This window comes from Actinophytocola gossypii, from assembly GCF_025165815.1.
Taxonomy (GTDB): domain Bacteria; phylum Actinomycetota; class Actinomycetes; order Mycobacteriales; family Pseudonocardiaceae; genus Actinophytocola; species Actinophytocola gossypii.
The window spans coordinates 92,118-111,541 of the sequence record NZ_JAFFZE010000004.1 but is presented as its reverse complement, the minus strand read 5'-3'; the positions used below and the strand labels follow the sequence as shown (position 1 = coordinate 111,541).

Sequence of the window (19,424 nt, the reverse complement as noted above, 5' to 3'; positions counted from 1 at the left end):
GAACGCAATGGGTCCGGTTGGCTTCACGTCTTTGACGTACTGGGTCGGTCCGTTGTGGACTGTGTGGCACCCCACGGAGCGGACCGGTGCGTAATGGACTTCGAGCTCACGGACGAGCAGGTGGCGATGGGTGTCGCCGTGCGGCGGTGGCTGACCGACCACGCCGGCGACCCCCGCCCGGCGCCCGGTGCCCTGTGCCGCGCGGCCGCCGGCCTCGGGTGGCTCGGCGTGACGGCCCCGGTGGGCGACGGCGGCCTCGGGCTCGGCCTGCTCGACCAGGCCGTCGTGGCCGAGGCGCTGGGGGCGGGCCTGGCCCCGGCGAGCATCGGGACGGCGGTTGCCGCGTGCGACGTCGTCGCGACCTCGGCCGACCCGGAACAACGTGCCCGCTGGCTCGCGCCCATGGTCGCGGGCGAACTCGTCGGCAGCACCGCCCTGCGCGCCGAGGGTGGGTCGTGGGACCGGCACGGCATCGGGGTCACCGCCACGGCCGGCGGCCGGCTCGACGGCGACGCCGGCATCGTCGACCACGCCGAGGACGCGGACGTCCTCCTGGTCGCGGCCGGCACCGGCGACGGCCCCGCCGTGTTCGTCGTCGAAACCGCCCAGGCGGGGGTGTCGACCCACGGCGTCGAGCCCGTCGACCCGGCAATGCGCGCGGCCGAGGTGACCCTGACGGACGTGCCGGCCGAGCGGGTGCGCTGGGACGACGACGCCACCTTCGAACGGATCGTGCACCGGCTCACCGTGCTGGTGGCCGCCGACCTCGTCGGCGCCGCGGGCGCCGCCCTGCGCACCACCCTCGACCACCTCCGCCTGCGCCGTCAGTTCGGCCGGGCGATCGGCTCCTTCCAGGCCGTCCAGCACGAGCTCGCCGAGCTGCACGTCGCGTGGACCACGATCACCGACGCCGTCTGGTACACCGCCGACAGCCACGACGCAGGACGCCCCGACGCCGCGCTGATGACCTCGGTGGTCAAGAGCCGCGCCGCGGACCTGGCCCGCGAGACGGCGGCGGCGGTGGTCCAGTTCCACGGCGCGACCGGCTTCAGCTGGGAGCACAGCGCCCACCGGTACTTCAAACGGCTCCACCGGGACGCCTACGACTTCGGCGACTCCGACTGGCACGACCCGATCATCGCGGCGGCCGCCATCGCGGCGGACGCCGAACAGCACCCAGGAGGTGTCTCATGACAACTCGTCCAGTGCCGCGCCGCGTCGCGCTGTGCTCGGTCGTCGCGGCGGGCGCGCTCGTCGTGGCCGCGTGCGGCGGACCGCCGGGCGGCGGGACCTTCCCGACGCGCGACGTGCAGGTCATCGTTCCGTACCCGGCCGGCAGCAGCATCGACACCACCACCCGCGCGCTGGTCGAGGTCGTCAACGACCAGAACGAGCTCGGCCGGCGCGTCCAGGTCGTGAACCGGGAAGGGGGAGCGGGCTCGGTCGGCACCACGGCGGTGCTCAACGCCAACGCGGACGGCCACACCGTCGGCATCGTGCCGGACGGGCCGCTCACCCTGATCCCGCACACCGAGGAGGTCTCCTACGACCCGGAGACGGTCACCGTGCTCGGCGAGGTCACCACGTCGCCGATCATGTTCGTGGTGCCGGCCTCCTCCCCGTACCAGGGGATCGAGGACCTGGTCGCCGCCGCCAAGGCCAACCCCGAGTCCATCACCATGGGCGACGGCCCGCTGAACTACGCGATCCCGGCCGAGAAGTTCGAGCAGCTGACCGGGACCAGGTTCCGGCACGTCAAGTTCGACGGCGACCAGGCGACCACCACCGCGCTGCTCGGCGACAACCTCGACGTGGGCGTCATGCAGCTGGCGGGGGCGGTCGCGCAGCTGGAGTCCGGGAAGCTGCGCGCGCTGGGCATCGCCACCGCCGAGTCGGTCGAGTTGGCCCCCGACATCCGCACCTTCACCGACCAGGGCGTCGACCTGGAGTGGGAGGCCTACAACGTGGTGGTGGCCCCGCCGGACCTGCCGGACGACGTGCGGACCAAGCTCAGCGACGTGTTCAGCGCAGCCATCCAGAGCCCCGAGTTCACCGCCGCGGCCACCGACCTCGGCCTGGTCGTCAGCGGCGCCGACGGGGAGACGGCGAAGAAACGCCTGACCGACAAGGCGGCCGAGGCGGCCGACCTGCTCGCCCCCTGAGCGCATGCGGTTCCCCAGGATGAGCCAGGACGTGCTGGCGGCCGGTGCGCTGCTGGTGCTCGGCGTGCTGTACGGGGTGCTGGCCCTCGACGAGGGGCTCGGCACCCCGGCGGAGAGCGGAGCCGGCTTCTTCCCGTTCGTCGTGGCGATCGTGCTCGTCCTCGCCAGCGTCACGGTCCTCGTCGGGCACCGCCGGGCCGCCACGCCCGACGAGGAACCCGAGAACGAACCCGAGCCCGACCCCGACGCCGACGTGAGCTGGTGGCGGGTCGGCGGCGTGCTGCTCGCGGCGCTGCTCGTGCCGCTGCTGGCCGACACGGTGGGGATGGTCGTGACGCTGTCGGTCTCACTGGTCCTGATCGCCAAGGTCATGGGCGTACGGCGGTGGAGCAGAGCCGTGCTCCTCGGCGTCGCCTTCGGGGCGGCCACCTGGTTGATCTTCGTGCGCTGGCTGTGGGTGCCGCTGCCGGCCGGGACGCTCGGTCTGGTCTGAGCGAGAGAGGACGACACATGGGCGAGATGTTCGACAACCTCGGCGCGGGCTTCGCCGCGTTCGCCGACCCCACCTATCTCGTCCTCGCGGTCGTCGGGGTGGTGCTCGGCACGCTGGTCGGCGTCCTCCCCGGGATCGGGCCGATCGGCGCGATGTCGGTGCTGCTCGGGATGACCACGCAACTCGGCCCGGCCGGGTCGCTGATCCTGTTCGCCGGCATCTACTTCGGCTCCACCTACGGCGGGTCGACGACCTCGATCCTGCTCAACGTGCCCGGCGAGGCGTCCTCGGTGGTCACCGCGCTCGACGGGCACCAGCTGACCAAGCGGGGGAGGGCGGGCCCCGCGCTGACGATCGCGGCGGTGTCGTCGTTCGTGGCCGGCACCATGGCGATCGTCGGGCTGATGCTGTTCGCGCCGTGGCTGAGCGAGGTCGCGGTCGAGCTCGGCCCGCCGGAGTACCTGGCGCTGTGCGTGGCCGGGCTGGTGCTGCTGGCCGCGCTGTCCACCGGTTCCACCGCGAAGTCCGTGGTGATGATCTGCGCCGGCCTGGCGGTCGGCACGGTCGGCATCGACCCGGCCGCCGGCGACCTGCGGTTCACCATGGGCTCGAGCACCCTGGCCGAGGGATTCAGCTTCATCGCGCTGATCATGGGCGTGTTCGGGGTCGCGGAGGCGCTCACGGTGGCCGGCCGGCGGTGGCGACCCGAACCCGTGCGCGCCCCGAAGCTCAGGGAACTGTTGCCCAGCAGGCGGGAGTCCCGCGAGGCGGCGCCCGCGGCGCTGCGCGGATCGGTGATCGGCTTCCTGCTCGGCCTCGTGCCGGGTCCGGCCGCGGTGCTGTCCACGTTCACCTCCTACGTCGCGGAGCGGAAGCTCGCCAAAAGACCCGAGACCTTCGGCAAGGGGGCCGTGCAGGGCGTCGCCGGTCCCGAGGCGGCCAACAACGCGGCCGCCGGCGCGGCGTTCGTTCCGTTGCTGGCGCTCGGAATCCCGTTCGCGCCGACCATGGCGCTGGTGCTCGCCGCGTTGCTGCTCAACGGAATCGTCCCCGGCCCGACGTTCGTCAACGACCAGCCCGAGCTGTTCTGGACCGTGATCGCGGCGATGTACATCGCCAACCTGATGCTGCTGGTGCTCAACCTGCCGCTGGTGGGGCTGTTCACCCGCCTGCTGTCCGTGCCGCCCCAGGCGTTGATGCCGTTCGTGATCGGACTGTGCGTCGTGGGCGTGTACGCCGAGAGCAACTCGATGTTCGACGTGGTGGTGATGCTGGTCGCCGGACTGCTCGGATTCCTGCTCCGCCGGTCGGGATTCGGCATGGCCCCGTTCGTGCTCGCGGTCGTCCTGCAGCCCACGCTCGAGGTGTCGCTGCGGCAGACCCTGGCCTACTCGGCGGGCGATCCCGGGTACGTGCTCGGCCGCCCGGTCACGGTGGTGATCCTCGGCCTCGTGCTGCTCGTCGTGGTCGTCGCGGCCTGGCGGGCGGTGTTCGCACAACGTTCACGGACCGCACACTTGCCGAACGAGACCCCCGGTGCTCGACTGCGAAGGTGACGATCGAGTACATCCGATACCGGGTTCCCGCGGACCGTTCCGCGGAGTTCGAGGACGCCTACCGCCGCGCGGCCGCGCACCTGGCCGCGGCGCCGGAGTGCCGTGGCATCGAGTTGACCCGCTGCGAGGAGGAGCCGGAGAGCTACGTGGTCCGGCTGACCTGGACCTCCACCCACGACCACCTGGATGGCTTCCGCAAGGGCCCGAACTTCCCGCCGTTCTTCGCCCAGATCCGCGGCTTCGTCGACGACATCCAGGAGATGCGCCACTACACGCCGGTGGAGATCGGTGACGCGGTCCCGACGCTGTACGAGTGGGCCGGCGGCGCGGACGCGATCGAGAAGCTGTTTCAGGTGTTCTACGAGCGCGTGCCACAGGACGAACTGCTGGCGCCGCTGTTCGCCGGCATGGACCCCGACCACGCCAAGCACGTCGCGGCCTGGGTCGGCGAGGTCTTCGGCGGCCCGCGCGTGTACTCCGAGCACCGCGGCGGCCACCCGCACATGGTCGCCAAGCACCTCGGCCGGGGCATCACCGAGCAGCAGCGCCGGCGGTGGGTGGCGCTGCTGCAGGAGACCGCCGACGAGGTGGGCCTGCCGGACGATCCGGAGTTCCGCTCGGCGTTCGTCGGCTACCTGGAATGGGGCACCCGGATGGCGGTGATCTTCTCCCGCCCCGGCGCGAAGCCGAACCAGGACGAGCCGATGCCGGAGTGGGGCTGGGGCAACGTCCTTCCCTGGCAGGGCTGACCACGACTGTCAGCGCAGGGGCCGGGCGGCCAGCTCGGCGGTGATGCCGTCCACCACCTCTGGGTCGAGCAGCACACTGTTGCCGGAGGCCAGCGTCCGTTCGACGATCTGGACCGCGACCACCTCGTGCTCGGCCAGCATCCGGCCGGCCGAGCGCCCGGCGTCCCGCCCCACCTCCCCGTAGTGCAGGGCGGTCAGGTCGCCGAACACCGCGGCCAGGTACCGCAGCGCGCGCAGCGTGAACGAGTCCCCGAGGTAGCCGACGGACGTGTCCACGGTGCCGGGCCCGGACGCCGTGTCCATCCGCACCGGGCTGGCGAACTCGAACGGAAGGTCCCTGGTCAGGTCGGTCCGGCCGTCGGGGCGCAGCGCGTAGGTGTGGCCCTGGGCGAGGCCCGAGCGGCCGATCAGCGGCGGCAGGTCCGCCGAGGTCTCCCAGGAGCCGACCGGGTCGATCTTCCAGCCCTCGCTCACCCCGGGCTCGACGGCCTGGGCCAGCCGGTTGGTCAGCACGATCCCGCCCTCGTCCGACCAGTGCGCGTCGAGCCTCGGATAGACCGGCCTGCCCAGTCGCTCGCCCCAGGCACGCAGCTCGTCGCGCAGGTCGACCGCGTCGAGTTCGGTCAGCCGCCGCCACAACTCGTCGGCGACCTCCTCGGCGCACGCCTGCCCGACGTAGTGGTCCGGCAGGTACTCGGGCACGACCGTGGTCTTGTCCGGCCCCACGATCAGCACGAACCGACGACCGGACCGCTCGACACCGTCGCGCAGCGCGCGCAGCCGCGCGATGGTCTCGTCGACCGGCTGAGCCTGGTCGCACCGGCTGACGATGTCGTCGCCCAGGTACAGCCAGCCGTCGTCGCCCTCGATCACGTCCGGGACGGCGAGCGCCTCCGGGTCCTCCCGCTCGCCCGGCCCCGCAGGCGGCAGAACGCCGACGTCGGGGCCGGCCCGGTCGAACGCCGGTGGCTCACCGAAGAGCTCGCGGCTCACCCAGTCGGCCGCGGCGAGCGCGTCCGCGCGGAACGGCAGGTTGTCCGCGGCCCACGGCGTCAGGCCGGTGAGGAACCCCCAGCCCTGGGCCAGGCCGGGGAACTCGGTCAGCTTCCGGTTCTCGAACTCCGCCTGCCGGGCGCCGAGAGCCATCGCCAGTACCGGCGCGGTGAAGAACACGGCGGCGCAGACCAGGGCGAGCAGCTGCCGGCCGGCGTGCCTCGGGCGGTAGAGCGGATGCGCGGAGGGCAGCAGCGACTCGTGGACCGGCGGGAGGACGCCCCGGACGTCGTTCCCTCCGGTCGGTCCCTCGGCCATGGCCGCTACGGGTCGACTTCGAGGCGGTACTCGCCGACCTCGACCACGTAGAAGTAACTCGCCCAGTTGTCACCGGCCCGCCGGTCCGGCAGCGCGTCGAGCACCGTGCAGCCGAGTTGCCGGAGCAGCCCGCACACCAGCTCCGTGCGCACGCCGTGCATCTGCATGCCGCTCACCTTCGGCGCGGGCGCCACCTGCTCCGCGGCTCCCGGCGCCTCCGGTCGCGGGGGCGGTGGGGCCGTGGACGCCTCGACGGTGACCGGGTGCCGCACGATCCGGGTGCCGCGGTCCGACCACCAGGCCACGTGTTCCTGGACCACGTCGACACCGAGCTGGTAGTCGCCCCCGGCGCTCGGCGCGGTCACCTGGAGCGTGACCTCGCCGGACTCCCCGGGAGCCAGCGGGCACGGCACGCTCGCCCGCCCGTCGTCCCACCGCACGGCGATGTCGTCGCGGTACCAGTGGTTGCCCACGTTCAGCAGCTGCCCGGCCGGCCAGGTCTCGGTCCCGTCGTTGCGCACCGACACCCGGACGTACCCGCACTCGTCGGCGACCAGCGTGCCGGGAGCCCTGACGACGGCGAGCGTGGCGCGGCACTGCTCGGCGGGGATCGGCACCGGAGCGGGGATGTGGCTCGGCTGCTGGAACAGCAGGTGTCCGCCGGGCCGGGTGATCCGCACCATCTCCATCAGGTAGCGGATGCTCAGGCTCGGCGGAATGTGCTGCAGGGTGATCGAGCTGACCACCAGGTCCACCGAGTCGTCCGGGAACGGCAGGTCGTGGCTCTCGTTGTGCACGAACCGGACCCGGTCGCCGAACGGGTTGTTGGTGACCGCCTCGTCGAGCATCGACCTGGCCACGTCGACACCGGTCACCTCGTCGACGTGCTCGGCCAGCGCGAAGCTCAGCCGGCCGACCCCGCAGCCGAAGTCGACCGCGTGGCCACCCGGCCGGTGGCCCCGGTCCTCGAGCAGCCGCAGCATCTCCCGCACCTCGGTGCGGCCGGTGGCGAAGAACTCCGCCCGTGCCTCGCCCTCGTGGAAGTCGTTCTCGGTCAGCACCGCCCAGTACGGGTTGGTCGAGCCGAGCTGCTCCCAGGTGGTGCGGACCGCCTCCAGCTCTGTCACGTCGACCCCTCCCTCGGCTGGCCGGAGCGGCGCACCAGACCGTCGACGATCCGGGCGACCTGGTCGAGTTGGGCCCGCAGGCCGTCGATCCGCTCGTCGTGCCGGGTCAGCGACCGCTCGACGTCCTCGCCGACCTGGTTGATCGCGTCCTGGGTGTCGTCGACGACGGCGGCGAGCATCGTGCGCTGGTGCGCGTCGTAGTGGTCGACGGCCCGCAGCACGACCCGCCGCAGCGCGGGCGCCAGCGGTGTCCGCGACGCCACCTCGGGGTCGGCCCGCCAGTGCAGTGCCGCTCGTGCCGTGTCCAATGTGTACTTCCCGGTGGTGGCGGTGTCGTCCGGCGCGACGTGGTCGGCGCGCCAGGTCTCGTAGGCGTTCGTCAGCTCGGTTCGGATCCAGGACGCGGCCGCCGCGACCGACCTGGTGCGCAGGATGTGCTCCCTGGCCGCCACGCCCCGCCGCCGCGCCTCGGCCGGGTTGTCCGCGACCACCCGCATGGCCGCGGCCGCCGCGGCGAGGTCGGGCTCGGCCCAGGTGGCGTCCTCGGGGTACGGGAACCAGCCCGGCCCCACGTCCACCGTCCGGTACGGGATGGACCAGCCGACCTCGCCGGTGAAGAACTCCGTCGTGCCCGAGTAGTCCGTCGCGATCACCGGCATGCCCCGCACCATCGCCTCCGCGACGGTCAGGCCGAAACCCTCGCTGCGGTGCAGGGAGACGTAGCAGTCGCTGTCGCGGTACAGCGCGGCCAGCTCGGCGACGCCGAGGTAGCGGTCGAACACCTCGATCCGGGGATCACCCTGGACGGTCCGGACGAGCCGCTCCATCGCCGGCCGGTGCAGCCTGCCGTTGGTCGTCTTGATGACCAGCCGCACGTCGTCCCGGCCGGGGAACGCCTGCTGGAACGCCGCGACCGCGCCCCACGGGTTCTTGCGCTGCGCCGTGCTGTTGAAGTCGAAGGCGAAGAAGAACTGGGTCGGCTTGCCCGCCGGCCGCGGCCCGCGCTCCGGGACGCCCGGATCCGGCACCGGCACCGGCACGACCTTGACCGGCACCGGCGAGTGCCTGGCGAACGCCTCCCGGCAGAACTCGCTGATCGTCCAGACCTCGTCGACGTACTCGAACCCGCCGCGCTGCCAGGTCGGCAGCTGGTCGAGCTCCCAGGCCCACAGGCCGATGCGGTAGCGCTCGTGGCCCACCTCCGGATAGCTCGCCAGCAGCAGCTCGGTCTGGTCGGAGTTCACCGTCATCAGGCTGACCGGGAACCGCGGCCGGCCGGCGGTGTCCGGCGGCGGCAGGTCGCTGCGGCAGGCCAGCGAGTGGTCCTCCACCACCGAGGCCACCGGGACGCCCGCGTCGACGACGGCGTCGTGGATGATCCGCCCCATCTCGCCGAGGCCCAGCTCGGCGGTCAGGTAGCCGGCGACGTTCACCCCGAACACGTCGTCGGGTGCCCGGACCGGGGTCGGGCTGGTGGGCAGCGCCCAGTCCGGGATGACCTCCTCTTCGACCCCGTAGGTGTGGCACCACGTCCGGAACGCGGCGGCGTCGGCGTTGCACGGCCACGGGAAGGCACGTTGCAGGTCCGGCCGGTGCGCCCACACCAGCATGGTCAGCCGGTTGAGGCCGGTCGCCACCTCCGGCGGAGAGCTGGGTGAGCTCAGCCAGCGCCGGAACGCCGCGCCGCCGTCCTCCCCGAACGGATGGGGCGGCACCTCGTCGGTCGCCCGCCGGAACAGGGTGTGCTCGGCGTCCGGGAGCTCGGCGGCCAGCCAGGTGTTGCGGAACAGCCGCCGCATCGGCGTGGTGACGCGGGTGCCGTCCGCGAGCCGGTCGTAGCCGTACGGCTCGGCGTCCTCGGGGCTCTCGTAGCCGGCCGCCAGCAGCTCCCCTCGGTAGGCGTCGCAGAGCCGGCTGACCTCCGGGTGCTCGGACAGCAGGATGCGCGGCCGGTCCTGGCAGTGCTGGGTGAGCAGCCAGGGCCGGTCCGGCCGGTAGCCGCTGAAGTGGAACAGCCGCAACGGATCCGCGCCCACGTGGTAGCGCCCGTCGGTGCCGCGGGTCAGCGGCCGCTCGTGCAGGTTCCAGTACGCGACGTTGACACCGGGGTCGCGCAGGATCGTGTGCTCGAACAGGGTCGGAACCTGGTCGACCCAGCGCTGGTCGACGAACAGCTGCGCGCCGGGGTCGTCGATGGAGTCCTGGCGGGTGCGGTCCTTCCAGAAGTCCAGGAACGGCTTCGCGCCGGGACCGACCGCGATGAACCCGAGGTCGAACATGCCGGCGCCCATGACCGCGGCCTCGTTCGGTTCCTTGCCGTCGCGGGGGAGCGGCTCGGTGAACCGGGGCGTCAGGACGATGTGGTGGTCGGCCGCGAGCTGTTCGACGTCGGTCAGCGGGGCGAACACCTGGATGTCCGGCTGCAGGAACACGACGGCCGACGCCTGGTCGAGGAGCCTGCGCAACAGCAGGGGTTTGACCGCACCGGCCAGCTCGCCGAGGGTGTAGGACGTCGCCATCCGCAGGAACTCTGACCGGTCCAGGTCGAGGAAGTCGGGGCCGACGAAGCGCACGCCCGGTTCGGCGTCGGTGTCCCGCACGCCGTCGATGACGGCCACCACGAACTCCGCCCCGGGGTGGTGCTCCAGATAGGACCTGGCGAGCACCTTCGCGGCCGGGATGAAGTTGCGGGCGACGATGGTGCACGCGACCGAGCGGGTCGGTTCAGTCGTTCGCATCGAGCACCTCGAGCTGGGCGGTGACGAGGTCCTCGAACACGGCGGTGACGGCGTCCAGTTCGGCACCGTTGACCTGGATCCGGACGATCGTCTCCCGGAACTGGTAGTGCGCGCGGATCGTCGCCGGCGTCGTGTCGTTCCCCGGGAACTCGCCGACCTCGACGTTGGCCGGCGCGTCGGCGTACTCGGTCATGCCGTAGACGATCTGCTGTTCGGCGAGCTTCCCGCTGGCCGTCTCGGCCGCGTCCGCCGACGACGCCTGCGTGGTGAAGATCAGCGTGTGGACCTCGTCGTCGGTGGTCGAGGCGACCAACCGGCTCTTGCCCGCCCCGGCCTCCTGGTAGATCGCGATCTCGTCGTCGGTCAGGAAGTTGCTGGCCGCCGCGTCCGCGAACGTGGTGATGCCGCTGTGGTCCTCCGTCTTGCCGGGCAGCTCGGCGGTGGACAGGTCGTCCTTCGGCGGCTGCGTCGTGGTCGGCGCGGTCGTGGTCTGTCCACCGGTCGTGCCGGGGCCGGCCTGCTCCTGGCCACCGCCGGCGAAGAACATGAAGTACGCGCCGACCCCGAGACCGGCGACCAGCACCACGATCAGGGCCGTGAGCAGCAGGACGCGGCCGCCCTTGGACCCGGTCTCGGGCGCGAACACCTCGGGCCCCTGCCGGATCCAGTCCGGGCTCGTGGTCGGGGCGAGCGGCGGGAACTCCTGCCCGCCCCACGGTGGGGACTGGTCCTGGTCCCAGGGCGGTGACCCGTACTGGCCCGGGTACCCGCCGGGCGCGGGCCGCGGCGGCTGCCCGCCGAGCCCGGACTGCGTCGGCACCCCGGGAACGACCTGCGTCTCCTCGCCGTCCGCTGCTGTCGAACCGGGTGTGGTACCGGGGTGGTTCGCCTGCCAGCGGCCGACCTGCTGGGTCCGTTCGGTCTCGTCGCCGGGGGTGACGGCCGAGGTGAGCAGCTTGTCGCGGCGGACCCGGTACTCGTCCGCGGAGATCCGTCCTGATGCGAGGGCTTCGTCGAGTTCGCGAAGCCCCTCCTGCCACGACACGCCTGACCAACCTCCCAGTTCGCCACGCGCGCATGCCCGGCACGTGGACGCCGCTCCGCCACATCCGCGCACGCGGACGTGCATGCAACCCCGACTGCCGGGTGCCGGCTGACACGGGGTAGCTCAGAACGTCGTCGAGCCAGGCACTCGCGGGGGAGTGTAACCGGGCGGGCCAGGAACTTCGGGTGACGGGCTCGAATCACGCACCGCACCCCGATACGCTCGGAGCGTGAGGTTCGCCAGCGCGCTGCTCGCCGTCCTGCTGTCCTCAGGAGTCCTCGCATTCCCCGCCCCAGCCGTCGCCGACACCGACCTCACCTGGGTCGGTCCGTTGAGCACCCGGGGCCGGTACGTGGTGGACGCGAACGGCGACCGGTTCAAGCTCAGATCCGCCAACTGGCACGGCGCGAGCGGCACCTGGACCGGGTCCGGCGACGTGCGCGACCCCGCGAACCACCACGCCGGCGAGCAGGCCTTCCAGACTCCGCTCGGCCTCGACCGCGTCCCGCTGGACACGATCATCGACGGGTTCGTCGAGCTGGGGCTCAACAGCGTGCGGCTGCCGTTCTCCAACGAGATGATCCACGACACCGGTCCGGTGCCGGACCTGCCGGCCAACCCCGCGCTGAGCGGGCTGACCCCGCTGCGGGTGTACGACGCCGTGGTCGAGCGGCTGACCGCGCGGGGCTTCGCGGTGATCCTGAACAACCACACGACGACGTCCCGCTGGTGCTGCGGCCTCGACGGCAACGAGCGGTGGAACACGAGCCAGTCCGAGCGGCAGTGGCAGGAGGACTGGCTGTTCATGGTCCGCCGCTACGCCGACAACGACCGGGTGGTCGGCGCGGACCTGTACAACGAGGTGCGGCGCGACATCCTCGACGACCCGAACTGGGGCTGGGGCAACGACAAGGACTGGCAGCGCGCGAGTCAACAGCTCGGCGACCGGATCCTCATCGAGGCCAACCCGGACCTGCTGATCATCGTGGAGGGCATCAACTGGACGGGCATCCCGGTGGACGGGTTCCCGCACGGCAGGCCGACCCTGGAGCCGGCCCGCACGCTGTCCCACACGCTCGTCGACTCCGGCAAGCTGGTCTACTCCGCGCACTTCTACGGCTACACCGGCCCCAACCACTCGGGCGCGACCGGCATCGGCGAGACCACCGACCCCCGGTACCGGGACCTCGGCCCGGACGAGCTGCGGGACGTGCTGTACCGGCAGGCGTTCTACGTCTCGGCCGAGACCGGCGAGCACTTCACCGCGCCGCTGTGGATCAGTGAGTTCGGCGTCGGCCGCAACACCACCAACGCCAAGGACCGCGCCTGGTTCGAGACCTTCGTCGACTACCTGGTGGCGACCGACACCGGCTTCGCCTACTGGCCGGCGGTCGGCTTCCACACCGGCGGCTCCGGCGACGGCTGGTCGCTGCTCGCGTGGGACACCGAGGGCAACCGCATCGACGTGTACGACGACTGGCGCGGCGACGCCTGGACCCGCCTGGTCACCGCACCCGGTCGCACCGGGCCGGTGCCGGCGGGGGAGAACTGGTCGATGCTGAACCTGGACCACGCCGACTTCCAGCAGTCGAGGGCGGTGCGCGCGATGCCGGACTGGGACTCCGGCGCCCGCAAGGGAGCCTGCCCGGACGGCCAACGGCTGATCGGTCTCGCGCACACCGGGAACCGGGGGCTCTGCACGGGATCCTGGCCCGCGCCGACCGGGTACACGGTGGTCCGCGACCAGTCCCATGTGGACGGCGACTGGGCGCCCGGGTACACCAAGGTCGAGTGCCCGGCCGACCACTACCTCGTCGGGTACGGCGTGCGCGGCGCCGCGTTCTCCTCGGCGCTGTGCGGGAAGTCCGCCACCCCGCTCGGCCGGTCCGGCCGCACGGTCTGGTTCGACCGGGGCGACAACCGCCCGGCGGGTGACCCGGGCGGCGAGTTCGCGTCCGGCCACTACAAGGGCCAGTGCGCCAAGGACGAGTACGTCGCCGGCGTCGCCTACACCGGGCGGATCGGCTCCTGGAAGACCCCGGACGCCCTGCTCTGCCGAGCCGTCTGACGGCGGCTCAACCCTGGAGCGTCGAGTCGATGTGCGCGGCCAGCTCGGCCGGCGACGGGTGCGCCCACACCTCGGCCGGGGTCAGCACGATGTCCAGGTCGGTCTTCGCCCGCCGGGTCAGGGCCACCGCGAGGAGCGAGTCCAGGCCGAGGTCGGTGAACTTCGCGTGCGCGGGCACGGCGGAGGGCTGGGTGCCCAGCAGCACGGCCAGCGTGTGCACCACCGCCTCCTGCACGAGCTGTGCCCTGGCCGGTCCCGGTTCCTCCGTGTGCAGGCTGAAGGCCGGCGTGCCGGCGCCCCGCGCGGTCGTGCCGCTGGTCAGCTCGGCCAGCAGCGGGCTGTCCGCCGCGTGCGGGAAGGCGCGGAAGAGCGCGTCCGGCTGGTAGGAGAACACCCCGGTGTGCACGCGCTGGTGCCGCAGGAGCGTCTCGAGCGTGGCGAACCCCTCCGCGGTGCCGATCGTGTCGAGTCCCCTGGCGGCGAGGTGGGTCGCCCGGCCGGCCTCGCCCCAGGCGCCCCAGTCCACCGACAGGGTGGGCAGTCCACGGTCGTGGCGCCACCGGGCGAAGGCGTCCACCCACGCGCCGGCGGCGGCGTAGTTCGCCTGACCGGCGTTGCCCAGCATCGCGGTCATCGAGGAGAACACGACCAACCAGTCCAGCGCGTGGTCCCTGGTCGCCTCGTGCAGGTTCACCAGGCCGGTCACCTTGGGGTGCCACACGCGTTCGAACCGGTCCGCTGTCAGCTCGGTGAGCGGGGCGTCGTCGAGCACCACGGCGGTGTGCAGGACGCCGCGCAGGTCCGGGCCGGCCGCGGCGACCAGCCGGCGTGCGGTGTCCGGGTCGGCGAGGTCACCTCGGACCACCTCCACCACGCACCCGGCGGCCGCCGCGGCGCGGATGGCGTCGGCGGCCTCGGGGGCGGGGTCACCGCGGCCGCCGATGACGACCCGCCCCGCGCCGCCGGCCGCGAGCCACCTGACCGCCTCCAGCCCGAGACCGCGGGTGCCGCCGGTGACGACGTAGGCGCCGCCGGGGCGGACGGCGTCGTCCCTGGCGGGTGCGTGCACCCGCATCCGGTGCCCGGCCGGCGGGAACTCGAGCACGATCCGTCCGATGTGGGCGCCCGACGCGAGCTGCTTGAACCCGTCGGCGGCCTCGGTCACCGGCACGACGGTGCTGGGCAGCAGCGGCAGCCGACCCGCCGCGAGCTCGGCGACGACCCGGTGGATCGCCGCCAGGAACACCGGTCGCTGCTCGGTGGCGGTGAGCACCAGGTCGAGTGCCGAGTAGGTGATGCCGTGCCGGAACGTGCCGAGGTCGACACGTGCGCCGTCGTACAGGTCGCGCTTGCCGATCTCGACGAAGCGCCCGGTGGGGGCGAGCAGGCCGAGCGACGCCCGCATGGCCGCGCCGGTCAGGGAGTTGAGCACGACGTCGACGCCGCGCCCGCCGGTCACCTCGGGCACCTGTTCGGCGAAGTCCAGGGTGCGGGAGTCGAACACGTGCCGGACACCGTGCTCGCGCAGGTGGCGCCGCTTGGCCTCGGTGCCAGCGGTGCCGATGACGGTGGCGCCGAGCAGCCGGGCCACCGCGACCGCGGCCAGCCCGGTGCCGCCGGCGGCCGAGTGCACCAGCACGGTCTCGCCCGCGCGGAGCCGCGCGAGGTCGTGCAGCGCGTGCCAGGCCGTCACGTAGGTCAGCACGGACGGGGTGAGGTCGACCGTCGCGAGCGAGTCCGGGACGCGCACGGTCAGGTCGGCCGCGGTGAGGCAGTGCGACGCCATCGTGCCGGTCCCCTCGGGCACCACGCCGACCACGCGGTCGCCCGGCCGGAGGTCCTCGACCCCCGCGCCCACCGCGGCCACCACACCACCCACGTCCGACCCGAGCCGGGGCAGCGACCCGTCGTCGGTGGGGTAGATGCCGAGCGCGATCAGGACGTCCCGGAAGTGGATGGTGACCGCCTCGGCGCGCACGAGCACCTGCCCCGGTCCGGGCGCGGGCCGTGCCTCGACGCCGACCAGCCGGACCCGTTCGAGGCCGCCGTCCTCGTCGGCGTTCAGCACGTACTCGCCCTCGCCCGCGACCGCGTCGACCTCCCCGGCGGTGCGCGGTGGCCGGGGTGGCAGCGGGGCGCGCGTCATCCGGGCCACGTACCGCAGGCCCGCCCGCCAGGCGACCTCCGTCTCCGGCGACCCGGCCGCCAACTCGGCCGCGACGTCGGTGAGGTCGGTGACCGTCCCGTCGATCCACGTCACCGCGGACTGCGGCTGTTCGATGGCCGCCACGCGCAGCAGCCCGCGCAGCGCGCACACCCCCGGCGCGACCTGGTCGCCGTCCAGTACCGGCCGCGCGTCGACGCTGACCAGCCAGACCCTGGGCGGTTCGGCCCGCTGGGCGTGCTCACGCAGCATCGTCGCGACCCGGTTCACCCGCTCGAGGTCCCCGAGGTCCCCGGTGGCGCACCAGACGACGTCGGTGGCGGCCGGATCGTCGGCGTCGTCCCGGACGACGACCCGCCGCCCGAGGTCCGACAGCGCGGCGGCGAGCCCGTCCGCCATGCCCACCCGGTCACCCGGTTCGCGCACCAGCACCCAGTCGCCGGTCCCGGCTGGCACGTCGGCCCGCTCGGCGACCTGCCAGGTGATCTCGAACAGCGTGTCGTTCACCGGCGACCGCCCGCCGGTGCTCCGGACGAGCTCGACGCCTTCCAGCGCGCCGAGCCACCGCCCGGTCTCGTCGTGCAGGTCGGCGCGTCCGGTCGCGGCGTCCGAGCCGTCCCGGCGCAGCGACGCCCGGACCCACACGACCCGACCGGGATCCCCGGCGAACACGACCTCGGCGATCCGCACCGGCAGCCACGGCATGTCCACGTTGTCGGCGAGGAAGTCGTCGTCCTGGAACAGCAGCGCGGCCACCGACAGCACACAGCCGTCGAACAGCACCGGGTGCACCCTCGGCGCGCCCGTGCGGACCGTCGCCTCCTCCGGCACGCACAGCCGCGTCACCCCGTCGCCGGCGACGGCTGTGATGGAGTGGAACGCCGGCCCGGTGTCGAGCCCGATGCAGCGGAAACCCTCGTACAGGTCCTCGGGCCCCCGCGTGGCCTCGGGAACCTCCAGCGCGGGCCGGGACTCGGCCGCCTCCTCGCACCGGGTGGCGGTCGCGGCGGCGACCCGGTCCCAGCCGCCACCGCCGTGCTGCACGACCTCCACCGCGACCCGCCGCCCGGTCCGGGTCGCGGTGACCCGCAGCGGCACCGAGCCGGTCACCGGCAACATCCCCTCGAAGCGGAGATCGGTCAGGCAGACCTCGTCCACCGCGCACTCCAGCAGCTCGGTCGCCGCCGCCAGGACCAGCTCGACGTGCGCGGCACCGGGCACCAGCGGTGTGCCGCGCAGGGTGTGCTGGCGCAGCCAGTCGACGCGGTCGGTGCCGAGGTCGGCGCTCCACACGTGCCGGGTCCGGTCCTCGGCGTCCTGGTCCGGGACGGCGGTGCGCTCACCCAGCCACATGTGTCCGACCGTGCCCCTGGACCCACGCGGCTGCTCCTGCCAGTACCGGGACCGGTCGAACGCGGTCGGCGGCAGCGTCGTCGGCAGGCCGCCACCGTTGACCGCGTCGAGGTCCACCGGCACACCCGTGACGTGCAGTGCCGCCGCCGACCGGCACATCGCCGCGAGTCCGGGCTCGTCGCGCAGCAGGGACGGCACCGTGGTCACCGGCGCGCGCAGCGCCGACGCGGTCTCCTCGACCGCCTGGGTCAGCAGCGGGTGCGGGGACAGCTCCAGGAACACCCGGTGCCCGTCCTCGACCATGGCCCGGCACGCCAGGTCGAACCGGACCGGCGCGCGCAGGTTCCGCGCCCAGTACGCGCCGTCGAACAGGACCGGCGCGCGCGGGTCCGCGGACGTCGAGTAGTACGGCACCTCCGGCTCGGCACCCGCCAGCCAGGACGTCCGCGCGGCGATCTCGTCGATGATCGGGTCCACCTGCGGCGAGTGCGCCGCGACCACGACGGCGATCCGCTTGCAGAACACACCCCGGTCCTGCCACCCCCGCACCAGCTCCCCGACCGTCTCCTGGTCACCGGCCACCACGGTGGACGCGGGCGCGGTCACCACGGCCACCGACACCCCCGCGACGTCCGCGATGTCGCGCTCCACCTCGTCCACCGGCAACGCCACCGCGACCATGCACCCGCCGGCCACCCGCTGCAGCAGGGACGACCGGAGCAGGGTGATGCGCATGCCGTCCTCAGGCGACAGGATGCCCGCCGTGACGGCGGCCGCCGCCTCGCCCATCGAGTGCCCCACCACGGCGGCCGGCCGCAGCCCCCACGCCCGCCACATCGCGGCGAGCGCGGTCTGCACGGTGAACACCACCGGCTGCACCACGTCCATCTGCTCGAGGTGCGTGCCGGACTCCAGCAGCCGCCGCACCGGCACACCCGCCGCCACGGCCACCGGGTCGAGCCGGTCGACCACACCGGTGAACGCGGCGTCGCGGTCGAGCAGGTCACGCGCCATGCCGGCCCACTGTCCACCGTGGCCGGAGAACACCCACGCCGGCATGCCGGACGCGCCGGTGTCCCCGCCGACGACGGCCGGGTGCTCCCGCCCCTCGGCGAGCGCGCGCAGGCCGTCCACCAGCTCCGCCCGGCCGGTGGCGACCACACAGGCACGGGTCGACAGGTGACTCCGGCGGGTGGCCAGCGTGTGCGCGACGTCCTCGGGCCGGGGGAGCGCCGACCCGACGTGCTCGGCGAGCCTGCCCGAGGTGGCCGCCAGCCCGCCCCGGGAGGCCGCCGACACCGCGTGCACGACCGGCCGCTCGGGCGCCGGTCGGTGGTCGGTCCGCTCCGGCGCCGGCGGTGCCTCCGCCACGATGGCGTGCGCGTTCGCGCCGGTCACCCCGAACGCCGACACCGCGGCGCGGCGCGGCCGCCCGCCGCCGGCCCAGGGCGTGGTGGCGGTGGGCACGTAGAACCGGGTGCGCTCCGCGTCGATCTCCGGGTTCCACCGGGTGAAGTGCAGGTTCGCCGGGATGAGCCCGTTCCGCACCGCGAGCGCCGCCTTGATCAGGCCGAGCACGCCGGCCGCGCTCTCCGGGTGTCCGATGTTGGTCTTGAGCGCTCCCAGCGCGCACGGCGTGGTCGACGAGCCGTGCGCGTCCGACAACGCGCCGAACTCGATCGGATCCCCCACGGGCGTTCCGGTGCCGTGCGCCTCCACGTATCCGATGGCGTCCGGGGTGACGCCGGCGACGTCCATCGCCGCCGTGACCACCGCGCGCTGTGCCGGCCGCGACGGCTGGGTGACGCCCTGGACCCGCCCGGCGTGGTTGATCGCGGTGCCCTCGATGACGGCCAGTACCCGGTCGCCGTCGCGCTGGGCGTCGGCCAGCCGCTTGAGCGCGAGCATGCCGCACCCCTCACCGCGCACGAACCCGTCCGCGGCCGCGTCGAAGGCGGCGCACCGTCCGCGCGCGGACAACGCACCTGCCCGGGCGAACCCGATCAGCCCGCCCCATTCCAGCTGCACGGTCACCCCGCCGGCCAGCGCGAGGTCGGTGTCCCCGTCGTGCAGCGCGCGGCAGGCCAGGTGCACGGCGATCAGCGAGGACGCGCACGCACCGTCGACCGCGATCGACGGGCCGTTCACGTCGAGGATGTAGGAGATCCGGCCGGGCGCGCCGGACGGGATCGCGGAGATGCCGTGGTAGATGTTGAAGTCAGCGAGGGTGAACCGCTTGGCGTAGTCGGCGCCGGAGATGCCGACGAACAGCCCGGTACGCGACCCGGCCAGCGATCGCGGCGGTACGCCGGCGTCCTCCAGCGCCTCCCAGGTCGTCTCCATCAGCAGCCGGTGCTGCGGGTCGACGCTCGGCGCCTCCTGCACCGGGATCCCGAAGAACCCCGGGTCGAACAGGTCGACGTCGTCGAGGAACGAGCCGCCGCGCAACGCGTCCGCGCCGGCGAGGTCGGCCGGCACCACCCGCTCGTCGTCGCGCCAGCGGCGGCCGGGGTCCGAACCCGGCACCACGTCCCGGCCGTCGAGCAGCAACTGCCACAGCTCCTGCGCGGACGTCACCCCGCCGGGCGCCCGGCACCCGGTGCCGATGATCGCCACCGGCGTCTGGGTGCGGCGGTCGGACTGTGTTGCCATGGCTGG

At 73.4% G+C, this 19,424-nt stretch carries 11 protein-coding genes; 6 read left to right on the top strand and 5 right to left on the bottom strand.

Features of this window, described 5'->3' with window-relative positions; all coding sequences use genetic code 11:
• Positions 1-93: 93 nt before the first annotated feature.
• The 5 genes from JT362_RS01885 to JT362_RS01865 are packed head-to-tail and all read left to right on the top strand — an operon-like array spanning position 94 to position 4,960.
• On the top strand, positions 94-1,194 hold the full coding sequence (locus JT362_RS01885; protein ID WP_260189224.1) for an acyl-CoA dehydrogenase family protein: 1,101 nt from the start codon (positions 94-96) through the stop codon (positions 1,192-1,194).
• Positions 1,191-2,162, top strand: a complete 972-nt coding sequence (locus JT362_RS01880; protein ID WP_260189223.1) for a tripartite tricarboxylate transporter substrate binding protein — start codon at positions 1,191-1,193, stop codon at positions 2,160-2,162. Before JT362_RS01885 ends, JT362_RS01880 begins: the two co-directional genes overlap by 4 nt.
• Before the next feature lie 4 nt (positions 2,163-2,166).
• The gene (locus JT362_RS01875) at positions 2,167-2,655 is read left to right on the top strand and encodes a tripartite tricarboxylate transporter TctB family protein (RefSeq protein WP_260189222.1); all 489 of its coding nucleotides are present in this window, start codon (positions 2,167-2,169) and stop codon (positions 2,653-2,655) included.
• A gap of 17 nt (positions 2,656-2,672) precedes the next feature.
• Positions 2,673-4,211: a tripartite tricarboxylate transporter permease gene (locus tag JT362_RS01870; protein ID WP_260189221.1), complete on the top strand. Its 1,539-nt coding sequence runs from the start codon at positions 2,673-2,675 to the stop codon at positions 4,209-4,211.
• On the top strand, positions 4,208-4,960 hold the full coding sequence (locus JT362_RS01865) for a group II truncated hemoglobin (protein ID WP_260189220.1): 753 nt from the start codon (positions 4,208-4,210) through the stop codon (positions 4,958-4,960). Before JT362_RS01870 ends, JT362_RS01865 begins: the two co-directional genes overlap by 4 nt.
• Positions 4,961-4,969: 9 nt before the next feature.
• On the opposite strand, the gene JT362_RS01860 is transcribed toward JT362_RS01865, so the two are convergent.
• From JT362_RS01860 to JT362_RS01845, 4 genes are read right to left on the bottom strand one after another with little or no spacing between them, the layout of a single operon-like run.
• A complete protein-coding gene (locus JT362_RS01860; RefSeq protein ID WP_260189219.1) occupies positions 4,970-6,271 on the bottom strand; it encodes an alginate O-acetyltransferase AlgX-related protein in 1,302 nt (433 codons plus the stop codon).
• A 5-nt stretch (positions 6,272-6,276) separates the two neighbouring features.
• On the bottom strand, positions 6,277-7,398 hold the full coding sequence (locus tag JT362_RS01855; protein WP_260189218.1) for a methyltransferase domain-containing protein: 1,122 nt from the start codon (positions 7,396-7,398) through the stop codon (positions 6,277-6,279).
• Complete coding sequence (locus JT362_RS01850; protein WP_260189217.1) at positions 7,395-10,136, bottom strand: glycosyltransferase; 2,742 nt, start codon at positions 10,134-10,136, stop codon at positions 7,395-7,397. The genes JT362_RS01855 and JT362_RS01850 overlap by 4 nt, the downstream gene beginning before the upstream one ends.
• The gene (locus tag JT362_RS01845) at positions 10,123-11,181 is read right to left on the bottom strand and encodes a flagellar basal body protein FliL (RefSeq protein ID WP_260189216.1); all 1,059 of its coding nucleotides are present in this window, start codon (positions 11,179-11,181) and stop codon (positions 10,123-10,125) included. Before JT362_RS01845 ends, JT362_RS01850 begins: the two co-directional genes overlap by 14 nt.
• 229 nt (positions 11,182-11,410) lie before the next feature.
• Between JT362_RS01845 and JT362_RS01840 the strand changes: the two genes are divergently transcribed.
• Positions 11,411-13,249: a glycoside hydrolase family 5 protein gene (locus JT362_RS01840; protein ID WP_260189215.1), complete on the top strand. Its 1,839-nt coding sequence runs from the start codon at positions 11,411-11,413 to the stop codon at positions 13,247-13,249.
• A gap of 7 nt (positions 13,250-13,256) precedes the next feature.
• On the opposite strand, the gene JT362_RS01835 is transcribed toward JT362_RS01840, so the two are convergent.
• Positions 13,257-19,418: a type I polyketide synthase gene (locus JT362_RS01835; RefSeq protein WP_260189214.1), complete on the bottom strand. Its 6,162-nt coding sequence runs from the start codon at positions 19,416-19,418 to the stop codon at positions 13,257-13,259.
• Positions 19,419-19,424: the final 6 nt, after the last annotated feature.

Bases quoted from the DNA above. Each gene is read 5' to 3' on its own strand.
- JT362_RS01885 (WP_260189224.1), top strand. From the start codon at position 94: ATGGACTTCGAGCTCACGGACGAGCAGGTGGCGATGGGTGTCGCCGTG.
- JT362_RS01880 (WP_260189223.1), top strand. From the start codon at position 1,191: ATGACAACTCGTCCAGTGCCGCGCCGCGTCGCGCTGTGCTCGGTCGTC.
- JT362_RS01875 (WP_260189222.1), top strand. From the start codon at position 2,167: ATGCGGTTCCCCAGGATGAGCCAGGACGTGCTGGCGGCCGGTGCGCTG.
- JT362_RS01870 (WP_260189221.1), top strand. From the start codon at position 2,673: ATGGGCGAGATGTTCGACAACCTCGGCGCGGGCTTCGCCGCGTTCGCC.
- JT362_RS01860 (WP_260189219.1), bottom strand. From the start codon at position 6,271: ATGGCCGAGGGACCGACCGGAGGGAACGACGTCCGGGGCGTCCTCCCG.
- JT362_RS01850 (WP_260189217.1), bottom strand. From the start codon at position 10,136: ATGCGAACGACTGAACCGACCCGCTCGGTCGCGTGCACCATCGTCGCC.
- JT362_RS01835 (WP_260189214.1), bottom strand. From the start codon at position 19,418: ATGGCAACACAGTCCGACCGCCGCACCCAGACGCCGGTGGCGATCATC.